Genomic DNA, 25,485 nt, shown 5'->3' with positions numbered 1-25,485 from the left:
GGGTCGAGGACGCCTAGGCGGTCGCGTCCGACTGCTCGGCCCGGCCCCGCTCGTCGACGCCCTCGCCCTCGACGAGGTACGACCAGACGCGGGCGGCGTACTCGTCCCAGGTGCCGCCGTCGATCGCGAGCGCCTCCGCCGAGAGCCGCGCGTGCAGCTCGTCGTCGGTCAGCAGCCGCTCGAGGGCCGCGGCGATGTCGTGGTCGTCGTGCGGATCGACGAACAGCGCGCCGCCCGAGGCGGAGACCTCGTGCATGCTGCCGAAGCCGGAGGTCACGACCGGGGTGCCGACCGAGATCGACTCCACGATCGGGAGACCGTAGCCCTCGTTGATCGAGGGGAACACCGTGCACCTGGCCAGGCGGTAGGCGCTCCAGAGCAGCGCGTCGGTGATCTTGGAGAGCGAGCGGACCGGACGGCCCTGGCCCTCGAGGACCTCGAGTCGGTACTCGAACTCGGCGCTGCTCCAGGCGTTGCCGCCGATGAAGACCAGGCTGAAGCGCACGCCCCGGCGCCAGAGCAGCTCGGCGGCCTGGAGCACCGCCAGGTGGTTCTTCCGCGGCTCGTGGCTGCCGACGCAGACGACGAGCGGGAGGTCACCGGTCACCAGCGAGCGCGCGGCGGTGGCCAGCTCCTCGCCCGAGACGCTCTCCGGCTGCGAGGGCAGCAGGATCGGCCGGATGTCCGGCCCCTGCATCCCGACGCTGCCGAGCATGTGGCGCCAGCCGGAGTACTCGGTCGCGGCCGCCTCGGAGATGGTCGCGATGCGGTCCATGTGCGACACGGCGACGAGCGTGCGCGAGAAGGCGGCGCTGATGCCGGTGCTCGCCGTCTCGGCGGTGGTGACCGGCACGCAGTCGAAGCCGATGGTGCCCGTGCGGTTGCCGCTGAACTCGGCCAGGGCGGAGACGCGCGACGTCCGCTCGTCCTCCACGGCGAGCTCGGGCAGGAGGTAGGTGCCCTGCCACGGGACGATCACGCGGGAGCGGTCCTCGGCAGCGTCGGGCACGTCGCCCGAGACGGCGTTCCGGCTCTGCTCCGGGGTGAGCATGACGAGCGACTCGTGGGTCGAGTCCCAGCCGGCGAGCAGGATCTCGTGGTCGCGCGTCCAGCGGACGAGGCTCTGGCGCACCACGCGCTGGATGCCCGTGGCCAGCCCCGTGCGCGCGGTGTGGTGCACGTCGACGACGACCGCGCCGACGACCACCTCGACCTCGGGGTGGTGGAAGCGGGCGAAGACCCGGTTCGAGGCGATGGTGGACGCGGCGTGGGTGAGCAGACCGGCGGTGCCGTCCAGCCGGGCCCGGCGACGGCCGTCGACGACGTCCTCCCGGCGCGGGAGCGTGCCGCGGAGGACGGCGAGCACCAGCCAGACCTCGCGGTCGGTGGGGGCGGGCAGCAGAACGCTCAGCTGTCCGGTGAGGGCGTCGACGCTGCCCAGCGGCTCCACAGTGGGGGCCAGGGTGCGCACCAGGGTGGCGAGACGGTCGACCAGGTACTGCTTAGAGCGCACGGGGCGCCTCCTCGTGCTCGATGAGGGCCGAGGGGCCGATCAGGGCGGCCCACAGCTCCCGGGCGTAGTCGTCCCAGGTGCGCTCGGGCCGCTCGGCCGCCTCGAGGCGGAGCTCGTCGACGAGCTCCGGCGACGTCAGCAGGCGGCGCATGCCGTCGGTGATCTCCTCGTCGGACTCCGGGTCGATCAGGACGCATCCGCCGTGCTCGGCGATCTGCGCCGTGCTGCCGTAGCGCGAGGTCAGCACGGGGAGCCCGATCGACAGCGCCTCGGCGACCGGCAGGCCGTACCCCTCGTGCAGCGACGGGAACGCCAGGAACAGCGCCTCCCGGTAGCTCGCGATCAGGACGTCGTCGTCGGCTCCGCGGAGCACCTCGACCGGGCGTCCGGCGGCGACCAGCTCGCGCACGCGGGGATCGAAGACCTGGTGCGCCCACGGGTTGGCCCCGCCGATGAAGCGGACGCGGAAGCGCAGGCCCTCGCGCCAGAGGACCTCGGCGGCGTGCAGCACCGCGAGGTGGTTCTTGCGGGGCTCCTGGCTGCCGACGCAGAGCACGAGCGGCAGGCCGGACGCGCTCCGGCCCTCGGAGCGCAGGCCGTCCGGGAGCTCCACGGGCAGCGGGACCGGGACGACGGTCGGGCCGGTGAGGCCCTGAGCGGGGAGCGCTCGCACGAAGCCCTCGAACTCCAGCGCGGCCGCGGCGCTCACCGTGGCGACGCGCTCGGCGTGCTTGACCACGGAGAGGAAGTTGACGAAGCGCACCGTCTCCTCCGGCGGCACCGTGTCGGCGCTGACGACGGGGATGGCGTCGTGGCCGAGGACGACGACCTCGTTGCCGGAGTACTCGGCGAGGGCCGCGAGGGGCCCGCACTGGTTGTAATCGGGCACCGAGGGGATGACGACGACGCTGCGGTAGGGCACGACGAACTCGATGCGCTCCGGATCGCCGTGCTCCCAGTCGCGCCGCCCGGCGGAGGACCAGTCGACGACGCGCTCGTGCTCGATCGCGCTCAGGCGCCGGAAGGACATCGATCCGTGGACCCAGGCGACCGGCACGATCTCGTGCTCGGCGTCCCAGCGGGACACGGTCTGGCGCACGACCCGCTGGACGCCGGTGTTGTGCCCGTGGCGGGCGGGGAAGTCGACGTCGATCAGGACGGCCCCGGTGACGACCTCGACGCGGGCGTCCAGATCGGCGAACCCGGTCGCGGTGCGGGAGCCCGCCTCGAGGAAGATGCGCAGCGCCGCCTCCTCGGGGGCGAGCTCGAGGGCGCGGCGGAACCAGTCGAACAGCTCGCTCGTCGGGTACGCGGCCGTGAACGACACCAGCGCGACCCAGGTCAGCTCGTCGTCCTGGCGCGAGCGGATCTCGCGGGCCACCTCGTCGAGGTACGGGCCGGGCCCGCGGGTGCGCAGCGAGGCGCGGCGCTCCTCGTCGAAGAGGAGCGCGCCGATCTGCTCCAGGCGCTGCAGCATCGCCTCCGTGCGGTGGGCGCGCGCGGCGGCCGCGCCGGCGGCCGAGACCTGCGACCGGTCGCTCATCGCGCCCGACCGGACAGGCGGCGCTTCACGAAGCGCGCGCTGTGGCCGACGGCGCCCGACAGCCCGAGCTGCTCGACGCGGATCTGGAAGGTGCGCACCAGGCGGAGCGGCTTCGTCACCCGCCAGGAGAGGGTGCGCTCGAAGCCGGAGGCGGTCACTCCGCCCACCTGGATCCGCTCGACCCACTCGTCGAAGGGGTCGTTGAGGAGGGAGTCGACCTGCGCGCGCAGGCGGGCGAGCTCCTCGTCCGGGGACTCGGGCTCGGCGAGACGGGGCTCCACCGGAACCCCGGACGTGCGCGCGGGCTCCGCCGGGACGGCGGCGGGAGCGGCGTCGCCGACGGCCGATTCGAGGCTCGGGTCGGGAGCGGGAGGAGCGTCCTCGCCCGTGCCGCCGAGGACGGGGGCGGGGTCCCCAGCGCTCTGCGGCGCCGGGTCCAGGGGGACGTCGGAAGGCTGCGTGGGCATGGCGAACACCTCGTTCGTGTCGTTCAGTCGGCGAGCGGGAGCAAGACTACCCGCCATGCGCCGCGCACCGGCACGCCAGCCAGGGGGCTCCAGGGTGGGCCGCACGTATAATGATGCGGTCCGTCGCCCGGCGGAGGCCGAGAGCTTGGAGTTCCATGCCCAGCAAAGCTGTGGATCGCGCGCGCGCGATCGCCGACGAGCCGTTCCAGATCGCCGGCACCACGTCGGCCGTCGGCGGCGGCTCGGGCGGCTTCGTCGCCTCCCTCGCCGAGATCCTGCGGCACCGCGAGCTGCTCCGCCTGCTCGTGGGGCGCGAGCTGAAGTCGCGCTACAAGGACAGCAGCCTGGGCTTCGTCTGGAGCCTCGTCCGGCCGCTGATCATGCTCCTCATCTACTACGTGGCGATCGGCCAGATCCTCGGGGCCTCTCGCGGCGTCCCGAACTTCGCGATCTTCGTCTTCTCGGGGCTCACCCTCTGGGGCCTGTTCAGCGAGATCGTGACCGCGGGCACCACGTCGATCCTCGGCAACGGCGGACTGATCAAGAAGGTGTACCTGCCGCGGGAGATCTTCCCGGTGGCGGCCATCGGCTCGGCCCTCTTCAACTTCGGTGTGCAGTTCGTCGTCCTGATCGCGGGAGCCGTCCTCACGGGCTCGCTGATCTTCGGCGTCCAGCTCCTCTACATCGTGCCCGCGCTGGCGATCGTGCTCGTGTACGGCCTCGCGCTGGCCCTGGCCCTCTCGGCCCTCAACGTCTACCTCCGCGACGTCCAGTTCCTCGTCGAGGTCGGGCTGCAGATCTTCTTCTGGCTCTCCCCCATCGTCTACGCGTGGAACTTCGTCGTCGCCGCCTCCACCGGAGCGGGCCACGGCTGGGCCGAGCAGCTCTACCTGATCAACCCGATCTCGAACGCGATCCTCGCCTTCCAGCGCGCGATCTGGGGAGACGGCTCGCGCGTCAGCATCATCGACGGCAACGAGATCGCCCCCCAGGTGTGGCCGCCGGACATGGAGCTGCGCCTTCTCATCGTCCTCGTCGTCGGGCTGGTGTTCGTGTGGATCGGCCACCGGATCTTCCGCCGCCTCGAGGGCAACTTCGCCCAGGAGATCTGATCGTGACCCTCACCAGCAAGCAGGAGTCCGTGCCCGCCTCCTCCGGCACCCCGACCGTCGTCCGGGTGCGCAACGCCTCCAAGCGCTTCGTCATCCGCAAGGACAAGTCGTTCAAGGAGCGGATCGTCAACTTCGGCCGCGGGCGCAAGCACCGCGACGAGTTCTGGGCACTCCGCGACGTCGACCTCGAGATCCCACTGGGCTCGACCGTCGGCCTCATCGGCGCGAACGGATCGGGCAAGAGCACGCTCCTCAAGCTCATCGGCGGCATCGTGCAGCCGACGACCGGCACCGTGGAGCGCCGCGGACGCCTCGCCGCGCTCCTCGAGCTCGGAGCGGGCTTCCACCCCGACCTCACCGGGCGCGAGAACGTCTACCTCAATGGCGCGATCCTCGGACTCTCGCGCAGCGAGCTGGACAGCAAGTTCGACTCGATCGTCGACTTCTCCGAGATCGCCGAGTTCATCGACACCCAGGTCAAGTTCTACTCGTCGGGCATGTACGTGCGGCTCGCCTTCGCTATCGCGATCCACACCGATCCCGACCTGCTGCTGGTCGACGAGGTGCTCGCCGTCGGCGACGAGCCGTTCCAGCGCAAGTGCATGGACCGCATCCGCGCCTTCCAGCGCGCGGGGAAGACCATCGTGCTGGTCACCCACTCGCTCGAGCAGGTCGGCGAGCTCTGCGACCGCACCATCGTCCTCGAGAAGGGCACCGTCGTCTTCGACGGCGAGACCTCCGAGGGACTCCAGGTCCTCCGCGAGAGCTTCGAGGACCGTCGGGCCGCCCGCCAGGAGCGCGAGGCCGAGGCCGCCGAGGCCGCGGACGAGCCCGCCCCCCAGCTCATCGAGATCCTGGGCTGCCGACTGCGCGGCGGATCGATCGAGCACGGCGGCACGGTCGTCCGCAGCGGCGAGACCCTCGAGTTCGACGTCACGGTGCGCACCAGCCGCCCGGTCGACGACTGGAACATCGGCATGGGCATCGACACCCCCCTCGGCCAGCGCGTCTTCGGGACGAACACCGAGCGCATCGGCACGCCGCTGAGCGCGGTCGACGGAGAGATGACGGTCACGTTCACCCTCCCCGACCTGCACCTCGGCGCCGGCAACTACGCCGTGCACGCCTCCTCGGCCACCTTCTCGCAGGGCGAGACCATGCGGATCCCGGTCGCCGCGACCTTCACGGTCGAGCGGGCCTCCGTGCACGACGGCGTCGTCGACATCGACTCCACCGTCCGCCTCAGCAGGCCGTGACCGCGCGGCGCCGCCGCCTCCTGGTCGACGCGACCGCCCTCGCGGCGCCGCGCCTGACCGGGGTCGGCCGCGTCCTGCTCGGCCTGCTGCACGCGCTGGACACCGACGCGACCGCCGCAGAGGTCGAGGTGCTCCTCGTCGTCCCGGCGAGCGAAGCGGGCTCGCTCGGGCGCTTCGGCTTCCGTACGCTGCGCGTCCGACCGGTGCCGCTGCCCCGGCCGGTGTGGAGCGCACTGACCCGAGTGCCCGCGCCGGGGATCGACCTCCTGCTCGGCCGCGGCGCCTACTTCTTCCCGAACTTCCGGAGCTGGCCGCTCGCCCGCTCCCGCTCGATCACCTTCGTGCACGACGTCTGCTTCGCTGTGATGCCCGAGCTCGTTCCGCGCGAGCGCCGAGAGCTGCTGTCGCGGTCCGTGCCCCGGTGGATCCGGCGCAGCGACCTGGTCCTGACCGGCACCCCGTCCTCCGCGGCCGAGGTCGAGAGCGCTCTGGGCGTCGATCCGGCGCGCGTCCGCGTGCTGCCGACCACGATCGACGCCGACCTCTTCCATGCCCGCGGCGAGGAGGAGGTGGCGCGGGTCCGCGCGGAGCACGGGCTCGGGTCCTACCTGCTCTTCGTCGGATCGATCGAGCGCCGCAAGAACCTCGTCACCCTGGTGAACGCGTACCGGCAGGCCGAGCGGCCGGAGAACCACACCCTGCTCCTGGTCGGCGGGGACGGCTGGGACAACGAGGACGTCCACTCCGCCGTCGCCCGCGCGGTCGCCGCAGGAGCCGACGTGCGCTTCGCCTCCTCCTACGTCGCCGACGAGGATCTGCCGGCCCTGCTCACGGGCGCCGACGCCGTCGCCATGCCCTCCTGGCACGAGGGCTTCGGCCTGCCCGCCCTCGAGGCCGTCGCCTGCGGCACTCCGGTGCTCGCGGCAGACATCCCCGGCCTCCGCGACGCGCTCGCCGGGCGGGAGTCCGCCGCCGTCTTCATCGACCCGGCGGACCGCACCGGGTGGTCGGCCGCGATCGGAGAGGCGCTGCGCCGTCCCCGGCGACTCGCACCGGAGCCCATCCCGGGGTGGGACCGCACCGCCCGGCGCCTGCTCGAGCTGGCCTTCGACGACCGCTGATCAGCGCCGGGTCGTGAACAGCAGCCAGCGCCCGGAGGCGGAGGCGACCTCGGGCTCGACGTCCCCCGTCGCCGCCTCGACGTAGGCCCGCCAGCCGTCGGGGTCGTCGGTGTAGCCTGCTGTGTCCACGTAGACGGCGCAGGCGCCGCTGCCCGCCACCGAGTCGGCGAACTCCGCGGGGTCGTCGACGTCGCCCCAGACGTCCCAGCCGTAGGTGCCCTCCACAGCCCCGTAGCTCCAGCGGAGGCGTCCCTCCTCGGTCGCGAGGTAGGGCAGTGCCTCGTCGTAGTCGGAGAGCGCTCCGATCCGCCCGCTGTCGGGGAAGCTCTTCAGGGGGAGCTCCACCACTCCGCAGCCGTCGTCCAGCTGCGCGTCGGCCTCCGACACGAACGAGCGCATCTCGGAGTCGTCGGTCGGAGCGATCGGCACCGCGGCCGATACTCCGGCCAGCTGATCGACCACGGCGACGGCGGCGAGCAGCGCCGCCACGAGGATCCGGACACCGCCACGGGCCGTGATCCGATCGAGCAGGAGCGCGAGCACGCCGAGGACGAGGACCGCGATGACGATCGACATCCGCGCCCACGCGCGGATCGTCGGCCCCGCCACCAGCGAGACCACGACGCCCAGGCCCGTCACCGTGTAGAAGAGGAGCGCGGCCAGCGTCGCCACGGCGAGGACGCGCACGCGGGCGTCCGAGAAGAACCGGCCGACCGCGGTCGCACGGAGCGCCCGTCCGCCGCCGAGCGCGGTGATCGGAAGCGCCACGAGCGTGATCAGGAGCGCGACGCTGGCGAGGATCGAGAACCCGGGCGGCTCCGTCGTCGGCGCCACGCCGGACTGGCCCGCATAGGTGTTCAGCAGGCCGTACCCCTGCGGCAGCCCGGTCCCCGACCAGGGCAGGCCCAGCAGCACGAGCTTGCCGGCGTAGGCCTCCGACTCCCCCACGGTCCGCGACGTGAAGTACGGGCTGTAGCGCTCCCCGAAGTCGAGCGAGAGCAGCAGCAGCGAGAGCCCGACGAACACGCCGAGCGCGAGGATCGGCACCGACGAGACTGCGAGCACGCGCAGCCGCTCGCGGGAGAGGAGCCCGGCGGCCGTGCTCACCGCCCAGGTCGCTCCGAGGACCAGGACCGCGAAGACGTAGTAGTAGCCGCCCGTGCTCGCCACCAGGAGCCCGAGCACGACTCCCGGGACGACGGAGCGCAGCACGCGGCTCCTCCGCGTCGCGCCCCGCTCGGCCCAGGCTCGGAGAGGATCGGTGCGCGGTCCGGCGACCATCAGCACCATCACGCCCAGGAGCGGGATCGCCCAGTAGTTGGCGAGGAACGCGTGGCCGAATCCGATCCGGAGGAAGTGGTACGGCAGCAGCGACAGCAGGACCGCGGAGAACGCCGCGACCCAGGGCCGCGTGCGGAGGGCGCGGAAGAACACGTAGCCGGTGACGGCGACCGTCGCGAACGTGCCCAGGTAGAAGACGTTCAGGAGCGTCGTCCCGTCGCGCACCACGAGGGCCAGGACCGACACGGCGAGGGCGGAGGCGACGTCGAACTGCGCGCTGAAGAAGGCGTTGAACCCGTCGGGGAAGCCGAGCGCCGCGTTGCCGTCGAACGGGAACGCCTGCGTGGCGCTGGTGAAGAGCGTGTAGTGCAGGATCTGGTCGTCGCCGCCCACGGTCCAGCGGGCCGTCAGGTCCTGCGGCCCGATCCCGAGCGCGAGCACGGCGGCGACGACCGAGACGAGGGCGGCGACGAGGGCCCATCCGAGCTCGACGAGCGTCCGGCGCCGCCGACTCGCCGTCCGCGGGCCGCGCACGTCAGTAGCCGCGCTCACGGCGCTGCTCCTCCACGCTGGTCTGGACGATCCGGTTCAGCTCGGTCTCGCCGTCGGTGCCCGCGTAGTCGTAGATGTCGAACCCCCCGCAGGCGACGATATCGGAGGGAGCGCCGAGCGTCCCGCGCGCGAGCCCCGCCCAGTCGGGCGAGCGGTCGGCCAGGACGAAGCTGTACTGCCGGTCGCGGTAGTCGCTCAGGTTGTTCATCCACAGCTGCACCGTGAAGTCGAAGTTGACCTGCTGGACGTGCAGCGAGGCCGGCCCGTAGAGGTCCAGCGGCCGCGTTGACCAGAACGAGCCGACGCCCGCGAGCTCGCGGCCGTCGATCCAGCGCTCCAGGCAGTCGGCGTCCGGGTCCGATCGCGCCTCGGCCGCCGCGGAGGCGACCGCCGTTGTGGCCGGCACGGCGGCGACGACGAGGCCTGCGGCGGCCAGCGGAGCGACGACCCGGACGACCGGCGCCAGCCGCGCGCCCGCAGCACGCCGGTGCGCCGCCGCGGCGCCGATCAGGGCGATCACGACCACGGTCGCGGTCACCGGGATCGGCATCAGGTAGCGGCTGACCGAGCTGCCGGTGAAGACCTGCACCACCAGGAGCACCGCCGTCTGCGCCGGCAGGAACGCGCACACCGCGAAGCGCGCACGGGCCGCCTCGTCGAGGGCGGCTCCCCGCGCCAGTCGGGCGGCACCGGCCACGACGACGGCGAGGGCCGCCAGCAGCAGCAGACCCAGCAGCGCCACCTCGAGCTTGCCGATCAGCGGCGCCTTCAGCACCAGGAACTGCACGATCAGGTCGTCCAGTGCCGTCCCGGCGAGCGGCAGCCGGAGGTACCCGCCGGCGTCGGTCCCGATCAGGAAGCCGAGCGGGACCCGCAGCGCGGCCCCGAGCGCGGCGGCCCCGAGGACCGTTCCCGCGACGATCAGCACCGCTCGGGGAGCAGCGAGAGCGAGCACCAGCAGCACGACGAGGACCACCAGCAGGGGGCCGACGAACTGCACGAGAAGGAGCGGATCGGAGAGGGTCGTCGCGGCGACGGCCGCTCCGACCAGGAGCAGCGGACGCGCCGCCGGACGGCGCTCGCGCAGCGCGCCCAGGGCGACGGCGAGCCCGGCGAGGCCTGTGAGCACCGCGCCGTAGTAGTAGGTCGTGAGGAGGAAGGTGGTCGCCAGGGCCCCCTCGTTGTTGAGCGCGCGGCCCTCCGTCAGGCAGAGAACCAGCAGCACGGCGATGCCGGCGAGCGCGGCGGCGGGCCGCAGCCGGCGGTGCCGGTCCGCGACGAGCCGTCGCGCGAGCATCCGGAGCACGCCGTAGAGGAGGACGACGTTGAGCACGGCGTTGACCGCGAGCGCCGCCGCGGGATCGCCACCGGTCAGCAGCCACGCGACGCCGAAGACGGGGAGCTCGGGGAAGAGGAAGAGCTGGCTCGTCATCACCCACGCCGCGGGGCGGCCCTCGGCGAAGGACTGCAGGATCAGCGGCAGCGCCAGCGAGTCGCCGTCGCGGAAGAGCAGCGGCCGCCACGGCGTGCCGACCATGAATCCGAGCACGAGCAGGGTCCCGCTGACGACGACGGCGAGGGCGGCGAGCTCGAGGAGGGCCCTCCGGGTCCGAGGGGATCCCGTCGGACCCGCCGTCACCGGTGCTTCCCGCCGAACCGGATGGCCAGGACGAGCAGGAGGTTCTTCAGGAGGGTGTCGCTCGGGATCTTGGAGTTGCCGACCGTGCGGTCGAGGAAGACGATCGGGATCTCCTTCACTCCGCGGGCCCGGCGCAGCGCCCGGTACTTGAGCACGATCTGGAAGCCGTAGCCGGCTGCGCGGATCGTCTCGAGGTGGAGGGTGCGCAGGAGGTCCGCGCTGAAGAGGTTGAAGCCGCCGGTCCAGTCGGTGATCTTCGAGCCGAGGAAGAGGCGCGTGTAGAGGTTGCCGCCACCGCTCAGCAGCTTGCGGTCGAGCGTCCAGTCGGGAGTGCCCCCGCCGGCGATGTAGCGGGAGGCGACCACGAAGTCGGCGCCCGCGCGCACCTCGCGGAGGAAGGCGTCGATGTAGTCCGGGTCGTGCGAGAGGTCGGCGTCCATCTGCAGCAGGTAGTCGTAGCGGCGCTCGGCCGCGAGGAGGTGCTGGAAGGCCCAGATGTACGCCGCGCCGAGCCCCTCCTTCTTCTCGCGCGAGAGCACGAGGACCTCGAAGGTGTCGGACCCGAGCTCGGCCGCGAGCTCGCGCGCGCGGTCCGCGGTGCCGTCGGGGGAGCTGTCGTCGATGACGGCGACGGTCACGTGGAAGTCGGGGTTGCGGGACGCCGCGAGCGCGACCCGCGGCAGCGCCGTCGCGATGTTCGCGACTTCGTTGTAGGTGGGGACGACGACGGCGAGGGAGCGCATGAGGCGGGGAGGATCCGTTCTTCCGGTGCACCGGCTGACCGGTGAGAGCCCTGCGAGTATAACGAGGCGGTGCTCGCGAGCCTCCGAGCGCGCCCCGCGGCCCGCCGCCCCGTCCGCGCACTCTCTCAGGAACATGGCACCGGCTGTTCGACCGCCCGGCAGGGGTCCACGGTTACGATGGACGACAGTGCACGGCGGTTCACCCCTTGTTCGCCTGCCCCGATGGACGCCCGTCGGAGCCCGACGGTCGGGCATCGACGCCAGAGGGGGACGGGAAAGAGCACCGCAGATGAAGAGACTCCTCGAATCGCAGAAGGTCCGCTTCCTCATCGCGGGCTGCACCAACACGGCGATCGACTTCCTCATCCTCAACACGCTCGTGCTCCTGCTCGGTCTGCCGACCCTCGTCGCCAACGTCTTCTCCGTCCTGGTCGGCATCACGATCTCGTACGCGCTGAACCACTTCTTCGTCTTCCGCCACCCGGGCAGGGTCTCGGTCGCCACGTTCGCGAAGTTCTTCCTCGTCACCGGGTTCAGCTCGCTGGTCCTGCAGTCGGCGATCATCTACGGCTTCGAGGTCTTCTTCGACACCCGCTTCGGCAACTCGCTGCTCTTCCTCCCCAGCTCCGGCGAGAACGCCTTCCTCGCGATCAACATCGCCAAGGCCGTCGCGGTCCTCGTGGGACTGGTGTGGAACTTCTGCATGTACAAGTTCGTCGTCTTCCGCCGTCCGGCGCACGATGCGCTGCCCGCGATCGAGACGGTCTCCCCCGCCGCCGTGGCCGTCAGCACCGAGCCCGTCGACATCGTCCGCTGAGGGCCGCAGGCTCCCGGGCACCGCTCGAGCCGCGTGCTAGCCTCGTCGAGTTCTTCCGACGGGGTACTCCTCCCGTCGACGCCGCACCACCCGGAGGCTCCCATCGCCCGCTCGACGTTGCCCATCGCGGTCGTCGTCGTCACCCACTTCTCGGGTGAGGTCCTCCGCGCGTGCCTCGAGTCCGTGCCGGAGGCGACGGAGCACGACGTGCGCATCGTGGTTGTCGACAACCTGACCACGGACGACTCCGTCCGCAGCGTCGTCGAGCGCCTGCCCCACGTCGAGTTCCACGAGACCGGGCAGAACCTCGGCTACGGCCGGGCCGTCAACTACGCGGTCGACCGCCTCGGGCCCGAAGTGGAGTGGATCCTGGTGACCAACCCGGACACGGTCTTCCTCCCCGGCTCGATCGACGCCCTCTACGCCGCCGCGACGGCGGACGACCGGATCGGCTCGATCGGGCCCCGGATCCTCGACTCCGACGGCACGATCTACCCCTCCGCCCGCGCTCTGCCCTCGCTCGGCACGGGCGTCGGGCACGCCGTCTTCGCCCACGTCTGGCCCGGCAACCCGTGGTCGGCGACCTACCGGCGCTCGCGCGCGGTCGAGACCCTCCGCCACGGCCGGATGGAGGCGGGCTGGCTCTCCGGCGCCTGCGTGATGGTGCGCCGCACGGCCTTCGAGGAGATCGGCGGGTTCGACGACCGCTACTTCATGTACTTCGAGGACGTCCAGCTGGGCGACTCGCTCGGACAGCGCGGGTGGACCAACGTCTACCTCGCCGACGCGGTCGTCTCCCACCTCGGCGGGCACTCCACCCGCCTGGCCTCGGCGCGGATGCTCGCGGTCCACCACCGCAGCGCCTACCTCTACCTCGCGCAGAAGTACGGGGCCTGGTACGAGGCGCCGATCCGTGCGGCGGTGCGCGCCGGGCTGGGCGCCCGGGTCGCGCTGATGCGCCTGCGCTCGAAGAGCTGATCCGGTCCGGTCGGGCGTGCCGCCTGGCCGGCGCCGGGCGGCACGTCCGCCGGATCGGCGGTCAGGACGCGGAGTCGAGCTCCGTGTAGAAGGCCCGCGCCTCGTCCCAGGTCGGCAGCAGGCCCTGCGCCTCGGCCTCGGCCAGCGTCGGTGCGTCGGTGTCCTTCGGTGAGAGGAGCAGCTCGCCGGCCTCCTCCGGGAAGCGCAGGCCGATCTGCTCGTCGAGCGGGTCGATCCCCTTCTCCCGCACCGGGTCGAAGGTGGCGTTCACGAGGTAGGAGACCACGGCGCCCTCGGTCAGCGCCACGAAGGCGTGCGCGACCCCCTCGGCGATGTAGACGGAGCGGCGGTCGACGTCGTCGAGCAGGATCGACTCCCAGCGCCCGAAGGTCGGCGACCCGACGCGCACGTCGATCACGTAGTCGAGGACCGCACCGGAGAAGCACGAGACGTACTTGGCCTGCGACGGCGGGATCTGCGCGAAGTGGATGCCGCGGACGGTGCCGCGCCGCGAGACGGAGGTGTTGCCCTGCCGGAGCGAGAGCGGGTGCCCGACCTTCTCGGCCAGGCGGTCGAAGCGGTAGAACTCGTAGAAGATCCCGCGATCGTCGGGGAACTGGCGCGGAGTCACTTCGTAGACGTCGGGGATGTCGAGCTCTCGGATCTGCACGGTCGCCAGTGTAACGACGGCGTGTCACGGGCCCGCGACGCCTCTCTGCGCCACCCGGCGGCGTGCCGGAGCGCCGACCGTCGGCCGACGGACCGCTCGGGCATGATGAGGAGGTGACCTTCCTCATCACGGGCGCCTCCGGCATGCTCGGCACCGACCTGCGCGCGGCCCTCGGCTCCCGCCCCAGCACCGCCCTCGGCCGCTCCGACCTCGACGTGACCGACCTCGACGCCGTGCGCGCCGCCGTCGCGGGACACGACGCCGTGGTGAACTGCGCCGCGTACACCCGCGTCGACGACGCCGAGACCGACGAGGAGGAGGCGCACCGCGTCAACGCCGTCGGAGCGCGCAACCTCGCCCTCGCCACCGCCGAGACGGGAGCCGCACTCGTGCAGGTCTCCACCGACTACGTCTTCGACGGCTCCGCGACGACCCCCTACTCCGAGGACCACCCCCGGAACCCGATCTCGGCCTACGGCCGCACGAAGGCCGACGGCGAGCGCCTGGTGCTCGAGGCCAACCCGGAGCGCGGCTACGTCGTCCGCACGGCCTGGCTCTACGGCGAGCACGGCGGCAACTTCGCGAAGACGATGGTACGACTGGCGGGCGCGCACGAGACGCTGACCGTGGTCGACGACCAGCACGGCCAGCCCACCTGGACCGCCGACCTCGCCGCGCGCCTGATCGAGCTGGTCGACGCGGAGGCCCCGGCCGGCGTCTACCACGGCACCAGCTCCGGCGAGACGACCTGGCTCGGCTTCGCCCGTGCCGTCTTCGCCAAGGCGGGCCTGGATCCCGAGCGCCTGCGCCCTACCGACAGCGGCTCGTTCGTCCGCCCCGCTCCGCGTCCGGCCTACTCTGTCCTCGGCCACGACGGCTGGAGCCGGGCGGGCCTGCCGCCGCTGCGCTCCTGGCAGGACGCGCTCGCCACCGCACCCCTCGAGGCGGTGACCCCGTGACCACCACTCTCCGCGTCGTCGTCGACCAGATGCTCGCCCGCGTGCCCGGCGGCATCGGCCGCTACACCGAGGAGCTCACCCGCGAGCTGATCGCGACGGCTCCCCGCGACTGCGAGGTGGAGGCCGTCGTCTCCGCCCACCCGCCCGAGAAGGAGGAGGAGCTGCGTCTGCGCCTGCCCGGCCTCGCGCGCATCCACCGGCTGCCGCTCGGGCGCCGCGAGCTCTCGCGCGCCTGGCAGTACGGGATCGCCATCCCGGCCGGCGGCGGCATGATCCACGCCCCGAGCCTCTTCGCCCCGCTGCGCAGCCACGACGGGAGCGAGGGCGAGCAGATCGCCGTCACGATCCACGACACGGTGCCGTGGACGCATCCCGAGACCCTCACCCCCCACGGCGCGAAGTGGCACCGGGCGATGGCCAAGCGCGCCCGCAAGCACGCGGACGCCGTCGTCGTCCCCACCCACGCCGTCGCCCACCAGCTCTCCCAGCTGATGGACTTCGGCGATCGACTGCGCGTGATCGGCGGAGCCGTCGGCTCCGGCCTGGTCGTCCCGGAGGACGCCGACGAGCGCGCCACGGCGCTGGGCCTCCCCCCGGAGTACGTGCTGAGCGTCGGCACGCTGGAGCCGCGCAAGGGCATGGTCTCGCTGATCGCGGCCTTCGGAGGAGCGTCCGCGCCGGCGATCCCGCTGCTCCTGGTCGGCCCGACCGGCTGGGGCGACCTGGACGTGGCCTCCGTCGCCGACGAGCAGGGCCTCGACGAGACGCGCGTGCGCGCCCTGGGAGTCCTCAGCGACGCCGACCTCGCCGTCGTCCTCTCGCGGGCCACCCTCTTCGTCTACCCGAGCATCGCCGAGGGATTCGGCCTGCCCGTGCTCGAGGCGATGCACTTCGGAGTGCCGGTGGTGCACTCCGACGACCCCGCGCTGATGGAGGTCGCCGCGGACGCCGGCGTCGCCGTCGAGCGCGGCGACGCGAAGGACTACCCGGACCGCCTCGCCCTCGCCATGAGCAGCGTGCTCGCCGACACCGGTCTGCGCGAGCGGATGTCGGTGGCCGGCCGCGACCGCTCCCGCGCCTTCAGCTGGCGCGACTCCGCGGAGCGCGTCTGGGCGCTGCACGCCGACCTCTGAGGCGTGCGGCACCCGGCCGTCTACGGCGCGGAGTCGCCCGACAGTCCGGCACTCACCAGCGAGTGCACGACGTCGTAGTCCGGGTCCTCCGGGTCGACGGCCGGCGGGACCAGCTCGATCGGATCCACCGGCTGCGACTTCGTCTTGAGCCCCAGCTGGACGAAGTAGCCGAGCATCCCCTGCGGGACGTCCGTCTTGATGACCTGGGACCCGGCGGACGCGACGTCCTGGAACTTGGCGAGGACGTTGCCCGGCTCGAACTGGGCGAGCAGCGCCTCCTGCACCTGCCGCTGGCGCGCCATCCGGTCGTAGTCGCTCGTGGTGTAGCGCGAGCGGGCGTAGGCGAGGGCCTGCTCGCCGTTGAAGTGCCAGTGCCCGGGATCGATCCACTGGTTGACGCCCTGCATCACGCCGTCGGAGTCGGGCAGCCCGCCCAGGGGCAGCGGCTCGTCGGCCACGTAGTCGATGTCGATGCCGCCGAGCGCGTCGATCAGCTGGGCGAAGCCCTCCATGTCGATCAGCGCGTAGTACTGGATCCTCAGGTCGAGGATGCCCTCGACCGCGTCGCGCATCGCCTCGATGCCGGGCTCGCTGCCGTGGTCGACGGCGTCGGGGTAGAGCTCCGGGTGCTTCAGCTCGACCTCGGTGTAGACCGAGTTGAGCTTGCAGACGTCGACGGCGCAGTTGTCGGTGTCGTAGCCGTCGGGATAGAGCTCGTGCATCGGGCTGGTCTCGGGGAACGGGAAGTCGACGAACTCGCGCGAGACGCCGATGATCGAGGCCTTGCCGCTCGACGCGTCGATGCTGACCACCGAGATGCTGTCGGGGCGCAGACCGTCGCGGTCCTCCCCCGCGTCGCCGCCGAGGAGCATCACGTTGTAGCGGCCGTCGATCGGCTGCTCGATCGCTCCGCCGCCGAAGATCGACGACAGCGTCCCCCGGGTCACGCCGAGCAGGTAGGTGCCGTAGGCGGTGGTGCCGACCGAGACCGCCATCAGCGCGATCGTCGCGAACGCGAGCACGCCGCGCATCCGCGGGCGCACCCGGACGACGCGGATCAGGCGGAGGGTGTCGAGCGTCAGCACGGCCCAGACCACCCCGTAGACGACGAGCGCGGCCTGGAGCGCGAGCATCGAGAGGTCGAAGGTCGCGAGCGTGTAGAGGCCGGTCGGGAAGACGAAGTAGAGGAGCACCGCGACCAGGAGGGCGACCCAGAGCCCGAGGGTGAAGCCGAGCCCCAGGCGCCCGAGCCGGCGGTTGCCCGCCAGGACCTGAGCGGACCCGGGCACCAGCAGGTTGACGATCAGCAGCCACCACGCCCGCCGCGTCATGAAGGCGCGGGAGGCGACGTCCGGGTGCCGCAGCGGCAGGGCGACGGCCGTCACAGGCCCGCCACCAGGGCGTCGTTCTTCGCGGCGACCTGCACCTCGAGGTCGGCGGCGAAGGCGTCGAGCGCTGCGGAGAGGGCGTCGTCCGCGGTCGCGAGGATCTTCACCGCGAGCAGTCCGGCGTTCCGCGCTCCGCCGATGGAGACGGTGGCGACGGGGACGCCCGCGGGCATCTGCACGATCGAGAGGAGGGAGTCGAGCCCGTCGAGGCGGGCGAGCGGGACCGGCACTCCGACGACGGGGAGCGAGGTCACGGCGGCGAGCATGCCGGGGAGGTGGGCGGCTCCGCCCGCCCCGGCGATGACGACCTTCAGGCCGCGGCCGCGGGCCTCGCGGCCGTACGCGATCATCGCCTCCGGGGTGCGGTGCGCGGAGACGACCCGGACCTCGTGCGCCACGCCGAACTCGGCGAGGACGGTGGACGCCGCCTGCATGACGGACCAGTCCGAGTCCGAGCCCATCACGACGCCGACGAGCGGCGCGGGCCCGTTCACGAGCGCGACCGCGCTCACGAGAGGGCTCCGGCAGGGGTCGGGGAGGTCGGCAGGCTCGTCACGGCGACCATCGTACGGGTCAGTCCGTGAGAACGGCCGCCGCCGCGCGAGCCTCGTAGACCACGAGGTCGAGGTCGTCGCCGGTGGCGTTCACGTGCCCGACCTTGCGGCCCGGTCGCGGCTCCTTGCCGTAGTTGTGCACCTTCACGCCCGGGTGATCGGCGAGCACCCGCGGATAGCGGTCGGTCAGCGACTCCCCCACCGGGCCGCCGAGCACGTTGACCATCACGGTCCACGGATCGCGGCAGCCCGTCGCGCCGAGCGGCAGGTCGAGGACCGCGCGCAGGTGCTGCTCGAACTGCGACGTGGTCGATCCGTCCATCGTCCAGTGGCCGCTGTTGTGCGGGCGCATGGCCAGCTCGTTGACCAGGATCCGGTCGTCCGTCGTCTCGAACAGCTCGACGGCCAGGACGCCGGTGACCCCCAGGCTGTCGGCGATCGTCTGCGCGATCTCGGCCGCGGCGGCTGCGAGCCGGCCGGCGGACGCGGGTGCCGGAGCGATCACCTCGGCGCAGACGCCGTCGCGCTGCACGGACTCCACCACCGGCCAGAGGATGCTCTCGCCGGAGGGGCGCCGAGCGACGAGCTGCGCGAGCTCGCGGCGGAAGCCCACCAGCTCCTCGACCAGGAGCGAGCCGCCCCGGCCGTCCTCGGCGAGGGCGGTGAACCAGTCGTCCGCCTCGTGGGCGCCGCGCACCACGCGAACGCCCTTGCCGTCGTAGCCGCCGCGCGCGGTCTTCACCACGGCGCTGCCGCCGTGCTCGGCCAGGAACGCCCCCAGCTCCTCGGCGGAGGAGACCTCGGCCCACTCGGGCACGGGCACGCCGAGCTCGGTCAGGCGGCGCCGCATCATCAGCTTGTCCTGGGCGAACAGCAGGGCGTCGGGGCCGGGGTGCACGGCGACGCCGCGGGCGACGAGCTCGCGGAGGATCGGCTGGGGAACGTGCTCGTGGTCGAACGTCACCACGTCCACGGTCTCGGCGAAGGCGAGCACGGTCGCCTCGTCGCGGTAGTCGCCGACCCGTGTCGCGGCGAGCCCCGCCGGGGCGCCCTCGCTCTCGGCGAGCACGGCGATCTCGATGCCGAGCTCCACCGCCGCGGGGATCATCATCCGGGCGAGCTGGCCGCCCCCGATCACGCCGACGCGCATGGCGCTCCTCCGTCTCCGCCCGCTGGCGCGGGGCGGCTCCATGCTACCGAGGCCCCGACGCGCTCACGCGGGCGGCGGCCACTCCGGCTCGAGAACGGGAGCCGCGCCGATCGCCTCCCGCAGCAGGTCGGCCGTGAGCTCCGGATCCGGCAGGTCCCGCAGCACGAACACCTCGGCTCCCGCCTGCAGGATCCGGACGTCCCCGCACCGGGCGAGGCGCTGGCCGAGGGAGCGCTCGACCACGACCTCCATCCTCCGATCGAAGACCACCTCGGCTCGCCGGATCGACGCCACGCCCCGGCGCGCGCTGAGGCCGGAGGCGGTGACGCGGTAGCGCACGCTCGCCCAGCCCGCGATCCCGGGAGCGCAGAGGAGAAGCACCAGAAGTGCGGTGCCGAGCCCGATGATCCAGCGCTGCAGGGCGAGCTCGAACTGCGCGGCGAAGTAGAAGCCCGTCCAGGTGAGCAGGAGGAGACCGACGACCGGTGCGACCGCCCGGCGGGCGCGCGGGGTCAGCCGCGCCAGCTCGCGGTCGGCGGGGTCGGTCCTGGCCATCAGGAGCGCAGATGCGTGACGTCGCCGGCCGTGAACGAGCGCAGCGCGCCGCCCTGCTCGAGCAGGAGGGAGCCGTCCGGGGCGAGTGCGGCGGCGGTCCCCTCCTCCTGCGTGCCGTCGGGCAGCTCGAGCCGGACGCGCGTTCCGAGGGTGCCGCAGGAGGCGCGGACGGCGGCGGCCGCTCCGGAGGCCTGGGGGTCACCCTGGGCGAGCAGCGGAGCCAGCAGACCCTGGAACCCGGTCAGGAACGCGGCGAGCACCTCGTCGGCGCTCGTCGTCCGCGCTCCGGCGAGGGCGAGCGAGGTGGCGGTCGGGACCGGCAGCTCCGCCTCCGTCAGCAGCAGGTTCACGCCGGTGCCGACGACGACCCGCCCGTCCGGCAGGCGCTCGGCGAGGACCCCCGCGACCTTCCGGCCGTCGATCAGGACGTCGTTGGGCCACTTGACGGCGACGTCCCCGTCGACGAGGGGTGCGAGGGCCCGGGCGAGAGCGGCGCCGGCCACGAGCGGCAGCCAGCCGGAGGCCTCGGCGCCGAGGGCGGAGGCGTCGACCAGAGTCGAGGCCGCGAGCGTGCGGCCCGCGGGCGCCTGCCAGACGCGCCCCAGCCGGCCGCGCCCGGCGCGCTGGTCGCCGGTGGCGACGACGGAGAGGTGCGGCCACACGGCGGGGTCGGCGGCCGCCCGCTCGCGGAGCTCGTCGTTCGTCGACCCCGCCGACTCGAGCGCGAGGACGCGGGGGGAGACGGCGGAGGAGAGCGGGAGGAGCATGCCGCCACGGTAGCGGCGGCTCCCGCGAGGCCGCTCCGAGCGCCGCTCGCGACGTCCCGCCCTTGTCCGGATCCTCCCGTTCGGAGCGGCCCTCCCTGTGCGACTGCGACAAGAGGAGGCGTCCGCCCCGCCGGTAGGGTGAGCGGGTGACCGCGAACACCGAACGTCCCGCGCCCGATCTGTACACGACCGCGGGGAAGATCGCGGACCTCAGGAACCGCTACCACGAGGCCGTCACGGCCAGTGGCGAGGCGGCGATCGAGAAGCAGCACGCCAAGGGCAAGATGACCGCACGGGAGCGGATCGACACCCTCCTCGACCCGGGCTCGTTCGTCGAGCTGGACGAGTTCGTCCGCCACCGCACCCACGCCTTCGGCATGGAGAAGAAGCGCCCCTACGGCGACGCCGTCGTCACCGGCACCGGCACCATCCACGGCCGCCAGGTCGCCGTGTACTCACAGGACTTCACGATCTTCGGCGGCTCGCTCGGCGAGGTGGCCGGCGAGAAGATCATCAAGGTGATGGACCTCGCCCTGAAGACCGGCGTCCCGATCATCGGCATCCTCGACTCCGGCGGAGCACGGATCCAGGAGGGCGTGGTCGCCCTCGGCAAGTACGGCGAGATCTTCCGCCGCAACACCGCGGCGAGCGGCGTGATCCCCCAGATCTCGATCATCTGCGGCCCTGCCGCGGGAGGCGCGGTCTACTCCCCCGCCCTGACCGACTTCGTGATCATGGTCGACAAGACCAGCCAGATGTTCGTCACCGGGCCCGACGTGATCAAGACCGTCACCGGCGAGGACGTCGGCATGGAGGAGCTCGGCGGCGCGCTGACCCACAACAAGATCTCGGGCGTCTCGCACTACCTCGCGAGCGACGAGAACGACGCGCTCGACTACGCGCGGACGCTCCTCTCCTTCCTCCCGGACAACAACCTGTCGCCGGTCCCCGTCTTCGAGACCGAGGTCGATCTCGAGACGACCGACGCGGACCGCTTCCTCGACACGGTCATCCCGGACAGCCCGAACCAGCCGTACGACATGCGCGCCGTCATCGAGCACATCGTCGACGAGGGCGACTTCCTCGAGGTGCAGCCGCTGTTCGCGCCGAACATCGTGATCGGCTTCGGCCGCGTCGAGGGCCGCTCCGTCGGCATCATCGCGAACCAGCCGAGCGCCATGGCGGGCACGCTGAACATCGAGGCGGGCGAGAAGGCGTCCCGCTTCGTCCGCTTCTGCGACGCGTTCTCGCTGCCGATCCTGACCCTGGTCGACGTCCCGGGCTACCTGCCCGGCACCGACCAGGAGTGGACCGGCGTCATCCGCCGCGGCGCGAAGCTGCTCTACGCCTACGCCGAGGCGACCGTGCCGCTGGTCACGGTCATCCTGCGCAAGGCCTACGGCGGCGCGTACATCGTGATGGGGTCCAAGCAGCTGGGAGCCGACATCAACCTCGCGTGGCCGACCGCCGAGATCGCCGTGATGGGCGGCCAGGGCGCGGTGAACATCCTCTACCGCAACGAGATCCGCAAGGCGGAGGAGGCCGGCGAGGACGTCGCAGCCGTCCGGACGCGCCTGGCGAACGAGTACACCTACAACGTCGCGAGCCCGTTCCTCGCGGCCGAGCGCGGCGAGCTCGACGGCGTGATCGAGCCCTCGGCGACGCGTGTCTCCGTCATCAAGGCGCTGCGGGCGCTGCGCACCAAGCGCGCCAACCTGCCCGCGAAGAAGCACGGCAACATCCCGCTCTGACCCGGCTCGCTCGGACGCCGCGGCAGGAGACGGGAGACCGTCCGTGCCGAGGCGTTCCGCTGCGACCGCCTCCTCATGGGGCGGAGGGGCGGAACGATCAGTCGGAGGAGCCGGGCCCGGTCCGTCGGGCAGCGGACTCCGCGGGAGCATCGGGCCGCACGACGGGAGCGTCCGGCTCCGCGGCCGGAGCATCCGGCTTCCCTGTCGCGGAATCGGCCTTCGCTTCCCGGGCATCCGCCTTCGCCGCCGGAGCACCCGCCTTCACCGCAGGACCGTCCGGCTCGGCTGCCGGAGCACCCGCCTTCACCGCCGGAGCGCCTGCCTTCGCGGCTGGAGCATCGGGCTTCGCCGCGGGCGCCTCGGACGGCTTCTCCTCCGGCTTCGCCCCGACCACCCGCGCGAACGCCAGCGCCTGCGCGGCGGAGAGGTCCGGCAGGTAGGCGCGACCCAGCGCGGCTCCGATCCGGGGCAGCTGCAGCGCGTCGGGGTAGGTCATCCAGAGGCCCGCGTAGCGCGGATGGAACTTGGCCTTGAAGCGGAACAGCGACGTGAAGCCGTAGGCCGGCTCGAGCGTCCGCGAGAGGAACTCGAGCAGGCGCGAGAGGACCGTCGGCTCCGGAGGCACCTCCCCCTCCTCGACCGGTGCGGTGGCGAGCGGTGCGCCCGAGAGCGAGAGGAACTCGGCACCCTCCTCCTTGACGCGCAGCGCCGCGGAGGCGATGAGGAACTCCATGATGCCGGGCATCGAGTCGTCGGAGCGGCGCATGAAGTCGAGGGTCCAGCCGACCACGCGACCCTCCCGGTGCACGGGCAGCCAGCTCGTCACCCCCTGCAGCACGCCGTCCGGTCCGACCGCGAGCAGGAGGGCGACGTCGGGATCGCGGACCTCGTCGATGCCGCCGAGGGTGAAGCCCATCTCGGGCAGCGCCTTCTCGGCGACCCAGCGCTCCGACAGGTCGACGATCTGGTTGGCCATGCCGAGGGAGAGCTCGGGCCAGCTGGTCCACTGCGCCTCGATGCCCAGCTTGATGCCGCGCGTGAGCGGGTAGCGCACCTTCTGCCACCGCTTGCCGGTGAGCTCGAAGGAGGAGAGCTCGATGATCGTCTCCTCGCCGACCGAGAGGCGCGACCAGCCGAGCCGGTCGAAGACGGGGAGCAGCTCGTCGTGGATGCTGTAGAAGACGGGCGTCCAGCTGCGCTCGTCGCAGAAACGCACGAACTCGGCCACGACGTCCTCCCGCCGCTCGGGAGCGCAGGCCGGGTCGGAGAGGGTGATCGCCACGCCGCCGATCACCCGGTAGGCGACTCCGCCGGTCCCGTCGGCCGAGATCCAGTGCGCGTTGCCCTCCCAGGTCCCCTGATGGCCGAGGCTGCCGGCGCCGTGCAGGGACAGGAGCGCGCGGTACCGCGCCTCGTCGCCGCGGTTCCGCTGCACGTCGGTGGCCCGGAGCAGGGCGACCACCGCGACGACGACCACGAGCCAGAACACCGGGCCGACCCACTCGAAGACGATCCGCGCGACGGGCTCCCGCGGCACGGCGAGCAGTCCGGCGCCGCCGAGGAAGCTCACCGGGACGAAGCGCAGCAGCCCGTCCAGGAGGAGTCTCCCGAGGCCCAGGAGCGGCTCGAAGCTCGTGCGCACGCCGGCCGAGAGCGCCAGGTAGCCGCCGAGGGACACGACGAAGGCGATGGCGACGACCCGCGTCCAGAGCCTCGCAGCGGCACGGGGCGCGCGGATGCGGAAGTGCCTCCTCCCGATCACGAGCATCGCCACGACGGCCAGCGGCACCAGCACCGTCGTCGCCACCCAGAGCAGGTACTCGGCGTAGTACAGGAACTCGGGGTGACGGGCGGCGCGCTGGAGGGAGAAGACCTCCAGGATCGCGATCGCGATGTTCACCCCGACCGCCAGCAGCAGGCCCAGGCGGCGCCCGGAGCGCAGGCCGTAGGCGGCGACGAGCAGGAGGAGGAGCGGGACGAACGTCAGCAGGATCGGCCCGGGGGCGACCAGGCTCAGCTTCACGTGGTGCGCGCAGTGCCGGAGGGCGCGGCTGCACGGGTCCTCGAGGTCCGTCGTCCCCGTGAAGGCGCTCTGCAGCAGTCGGCCGAGGAACGAGAACGGACCGTAGCCCGAGTCCGAGAGGACGGCGACGAGCGGACCGATGGCGGTGACGACGACGACCGCCGCCAGCAGCCCCCGGGACTCGCGGTGCGAGCTCGGGGCCGGACGCTGCGGACGCAGTCCCGACGCTCCCCGCGCGAGCACCGCGCCGAGCACGAGCCCCGCGCCGCCCGCGAGGAGCCGGTACGCGTCGGCGGAGTCGCCCGCGTAGAGCACGAACATCAGCACGACGGCGAAGACGGTCACCCGGAGCCGGCGACGCCACAGAGCGCCCATGAAGGCGGTCGAGGCGATGAGGGCGCCGACCGCGCCGATCAGCGGGTCGAAGGTGTGGTCGCCGACGGTGTCGCCCGCCCACCACTCCCCGACGAGAGCGCCGATCGACTGCACGGAGGACCCGACGACGATCCCGACGGCGCCTGTCACGAGGAAGGCGAGGAGGGTGCGGGCCGAGCCGAGGCGGCGCTCCGCGGCGAGGAGCATCGGGAGCACCAGCACGACGTCCAGGAGCAGCTGCAGCGGGTCCGCCGCGATCAGGAGGGCGGTCACCGCCGTCCACGGACGGCCGTCGAGGGTCGTCATCGGGCCCGCCGCCCACCAGGCCGTCGTCTCGGCTCCCGCGGGGGCGACGAGCGTCCCCGTGATCGCGCTCGCGGCCAGGAGGACCAGGACGACCGAGACGGCCGCAGGCGACCTCCGGACCAGCAGACGCAGGGGGCGCAGCGCCGCGGCACCGCTCCTCGGGAACCACGTCGGCATGCGGGGACGCTCCTGTTCGCAACGGACGGACGACGCTCCGGCGGCATCCGGCGTCAGCATAGCCATGCCCCGCCGACCGGCGCCGTGAACGGCATGCGATAGCGTCACGGGATGACCGCCTCCGACTCCGCACCCGCCGTCGTCATCTCCACCTCCGGCCTCGACGCCGCCGAGATCGCCGCCGTCACGGCCGTCGTCACCGCACTGACCTCTCGCGCCGAGGCCGAGCCGGAGACCCCGCAGGAGCTCAGCGGCGGCTGGAACGACCGCGCCGCGGCGGTCCGCCGGCCGATCCGGCCGGCACCCGGAGCGTGGCGCTCCTTCTCCGGCTGAGCGGACTCGCAGACGCAGCCCGTCGGGGAACGAGCGATCCGCGACGCGGAACGTGAAATTTGTCCCCCGATTAGTCCCCTAAAGTGCTGACTATGCGCCTCCTGGCGGAGCGAGCACACTAGTGGACGTACGGTGCTCCTCCTTCGGAAGGGGCACCGCCAATCACTCGCCGACCAGGGTAAGCAGGCGGGTGTGTTGGGGGCGAGTGAGGGTAATATTCGGGTTGTTACCCTCACTCGGGGTTTGACGGCGGGCCGGGCCCCCTCTTCGGAGGAGTGGACGGCCCGCCGCACTCCGTTAACGGGCTTTCGTCCTGACGCGC

22 protein-coding genes are annotated in these 25,485 nt (G+C 72.5%); 9 read left to right on the top strand and 13 right to left on the bottom strand.

The window, feature by feature from the left end:
* Positions 1-13: 13 nt before the first annotated feature.
* The 3 genes from C5C82_RS02105 to C5C82_RS02095 are packed head-to-tail and all read right to left on the bottom strand — an operon-like array spanning position 14 to position 3,523.
* Complete coding sequence (locus C5C82_RS02105; protein ID WP_104354532.1) at positions 14-1,513, bottom strand: glycosyltransferase family 1 protein; 1,500 nt, start codon at positions 1,511-1,513, stop codon at positions 14-16.
* Positions 1,503-3,056: a glycosyltransferase gene (locus C5C82_RS02100; RefSeq protein ID WP_104232816.1), complete on the bottom strand. Its 1,554-nt coding sequence runs from the start codon at positions 3,054-3,056 to the stop codon at positions 1,503-1,505. The genes C5C82_RS02105 and C5C82_RS02100 overlap by 11 nt, the downstream gene beginning before the upstream one ends.
* The gene (locus C5C82_RS02095; protein ID WP_104283350.1) at positions 3,053-3,523 is read right to left on the bottom strand and encodes a hypothetical protein; all 471 of its coding nucleotides are present in this window, start codon (positions 3,521-3,523) and stop codon (positions 3,053-3,055) included. The genes C5C82_RS02100 and C5C82_RS02095 overlap by 4 nt, the downstream gene beginning before the upstream one ends.
* A gap of 155 nt (positions 3,524-3,678) precedes the next feature.
* Here C5C82_RS02095 and C5C82_RS02090 point away from each other — a divergent pair, with 155 nt between their 5' ends.
* The 3 genes from C5C82_RS02090 to C5C82_RS02080 are packed head-to-tail and all read left to right on the top strand — an operon-like array spanning position 3,679 to position 7,012.
* Positions 3,679-4,635: an ABC transporter permease gene (locus C5C82_RS02090; RefSeq protein WP_104223153.1), complete on the top strand. Its 957-nt coding sequence runs from the start codon at positions 3,679-3,681 to the stop codon at positions 4,633-4,635.
* A gap of 2 nt (positions 4,636-4,637) precedes the next feature.
* Positions 4,638-5,891, top strand: a complete 1,254-nt coding sequence (locus C5C82_RS02085) for an ABC transporter ATP-binding protein (protein WP_244229465.1) — start codon at positions 4,638-4,640, stop codon at positions 5,889-5,891.
* Entirely contained in the window at positions 5,888-7,012 is a 1,125-nt protein-coding gene (locus C5C82_RS02080) for a glycosyltransferase family 1 protein (RefSeq protein WP_104232818.1), read from the top strand. Before C5C82_RS02085 ends, C5C82_RS02080 begins: the two co-directional genes overlap by 4 nt.
* Here the strand turns inward: C5C82_RS02080 and C5C82_RS02075 are convergent, their stop codons facing one another.
* The 3 genes from C5C82_RS02075 to C5C82_RS02065 are packed head-to-tail and all read right to left on the bottom strand — an operon-like array spanning position 7,013 to position 11,227.
* Complete coding sequence (locus C5C82_RS02075; RefSeq protein ID WP_146085942.1) at positions 7,013-8,845, bottom strand: hypothetical protein; 1,833 nt, start codon at positions 8,843-8,845, stop codon at positions 7,013-7,015.
* Positions 8,829-10,484 (bottom strand): hypothetical protein, encoded by a 1,656-nt coding sequence (locus tag C5C82_RS02070; RefSeq protein WP_104223156.1) that lies wholly within the window; start codon positions 10,482-10,484, stop codon positions 8,829-8,831. Before C5C82_RS02070 ends, C5C82_RS02075 begins: the two co-directional genes overlap by 17 nt.
* Positions 10,481-11,227 (bottom strand): polyprenol monophosphomannose synthase, encoded by a 747-nt coding sequence (locus C5C82_RS02065; RefSeq protein WP_104223157.1) that lies wholly within the window; start codon positions 11,225-11,227, stop codon positions 10,481-10,483. Before C5C82_RS02065 ends, C5C82_RS02070 begins: the two co-directional genes overlap by 4 nt.
* Positions 11,228-11,516: 289 nt before the next feature.
* Between C5C82_RS02065 and C5C82_RS02060 the strand changes: the two genes are divergently transcribed.
* Positions 11,517-12,044: a GtrA family protein gene (locus C5C82_RS02060; protein WP_104223158.1), complete on the top strand. Its 528-nt coding sequence runs from the start codon at positions 11,517-11,519 to the stop codon at positions 12,042-12,044.
* 117 nt (positions 12,045-12,161) lie between these two features.
* The gene (locus C5C82_RS02055) at positions 12,162-13,022 is read left to right on the top strand and encodes a glycosyltransferase family 2 protein (protein WP_258065896.1); all 861 of its coding nucleotides are present in this window, start codon (positions 12,162-12,164) and stop codon (positions 13,020-13,022) included.
* 61 nt (positions 13,023-13,083) lie between these two features.
* Here the strand turns inward: C5C82_RS02055 and C5C82_RS02050 are convergent, their stop codons facing one another.
* Positions 13,084-13,692: a dTDP-4-dehydrorhamnose 3,5-epimerase family protein gene (locus tag C5C82_RS02050; protein WP_104354530.1), complete on the bottom strand. Its 609-nt coding sequence runs from the start codon at positions 13,690-13,692 to the stop codon at positions 13,084-13,086.
* 113 nt (positions 13,693-13,805) lie between these two features.
* Between C5C82_RS02050 and rfbD the strand changes: the two genes are divergently transcribed.
* The gene (gene rfbD / locus C5C82_RS02045) at positions 13,806-14,651 is read left to right on the top strand and encodes a dTDP-4-dehydrorhamnose reductase (RefSeq protein WP_104354529.1); all 846 of its coding nucleotides are present in this window, start codon (positions 13,806-13,808) and stop codon (positions 14,649-14,651) included.
* A complete protein-coding gene (locus C5C82_RS02040) occupies positions 14,648-15,784 on the top strand; it encodes a glycosyltransferase family 1 protein (RefSeq protein WP_258065894.1) in 1,137 nt (378 codons plus the stop codon). The genes rfbD and C5C82_RS02040 overlap by 4 nt, the downstream gene beginning before the upstream one ends.
* Before the next feature lie 20 nt (positions 15,785-15,804).
* Here the strand turns inward: C5C82_RS02040 and C5C82_RS02035 are convergent, their stop codons facing one another.
* The 5 genes from C5C82_RS02035 to C5C82_RS02015 form a co-directional block, all read right to left on the bottom strand.
* Complete coding sequence (locus tag C5C82_RS02035) at positions 15,805-17,169, bottom strand: LCP family protein (protein ID WP_258062765.1); 1,365 nt, start codon at positions 17,167-17,169, stop codon at positions 15,805-15,807.
* The gene (gene purE / locus C5C82_RS02030; RefSeq protein ID WP_104225651.1) at positions 17,166-17,633 is read right to left on the bottom strand and encodes a 5-(carboxyamino)imidazole ribonucleotide mutase; all 468 of its coding nucleotides are present in this window, start codon (positions 17,631-17,633) and stop codon (positions 17,166-17,168) included. Before purE ends, C5C82_RS02035 begins: the two co-directional genes overlap by 4 nt.
* Before the next feature lie 112 nt (positions 17,634-17,745).
* Positions 17,746-18,876, bottom strand: a complete 1,131-nt coding sequence (locus C5C82_RS02025; RefSeq protein WP_104354528.1) for a 5-(carboxyamino)imidazole ribonucleotide synthase — start codon at positions 18,874-18,876, stop codon at positions 17,746-17,748.
* A 63-nt stretch (positions 18,877-18,939) separates the two neighbouring features.
* Positions 18,940-19,431, bottom strand: coding sequence for a PH domain-containing protein (locus C5C82_RS02020; protein ID WP_104223162.1), 492 nt, complete (start codon positions 19,429-19,431; stop codon positions 18,940-18,942).
* Entirely contained in the window at positions 19,431-20,198 is a 768-nt protein-coding gene (locus tag C5C82_RS02015) for a biotin--[acetyl-CoA-carboxylase] ligase (protein WP_104225464.1), read from the bottom strand. The genes C5C82_RS02020 and C5C82_RS02015 overlap by 1 nt, the downstream gene beginning before the upstream one ends.
* A 146-nt stretch (positions 20,199-20,344) precedes the next feature.
* On the opposite strand from C5C82_RS02015, the gene C5C82_RS02010 reads away from it, so the two are divergent.
* Positions 20,345-21,949: an acyl-CoA carboxylase subunit beta gene (locus C5C82_RS02010; RefSeq protein ID WP_104223164.1), complete on the top strand. Its 1,605-nt coding sequence runs from the start codon at positions 20,345-20,347 to the stop codon at positions 21,947-21,949.
* Positions 21,950-22,046: 97 nt separating this feature from the next.
* On the opposite strand, the gene C5C82_RS02005 is transcribed toward C5C82_RS02010, so the two are convergent.
* Complete coding sequence (locus C5C82_RS02005; protein ID WP_181134393.1) at positions 22,047-24,830, bottom strand: DUF2156 domain-containing protein; 2,784 nt, start codon at positions 24,828-24,830, stop codon at positions 22,047-22,049.
* 111 nt (positions 24,831-24,941) lie between these two features.
* Between C5C82_RS02005 and C5C82_RS02000 the strand changes: the two genes are divergently transcribed.
* Positions 24,942-25,163, top strand: a complete 222-nt coding sequence (locus C5C82_RS02000) for an acyl-CoA carboxylase subunit epsilon (protein WP_104354526.1) — start codon at positions 24,942-24,944, stop codon at positions 25,161-25,163.
* Positions 25,164-25,485 lie beyond the last annotated feature (322 nt).

Source organism: Rathayibacter sp. AY1D5, from assembly GCF_002932515.1.
Classification (GTDB): Bacteria; Actinomycetota; Actinomycetes; order Actinomycetales; family Microbacteriaceae; genus Rathayibacter.
This window is presented reverse-complemented; position numbering and strand designations above follow the sequence as displayed.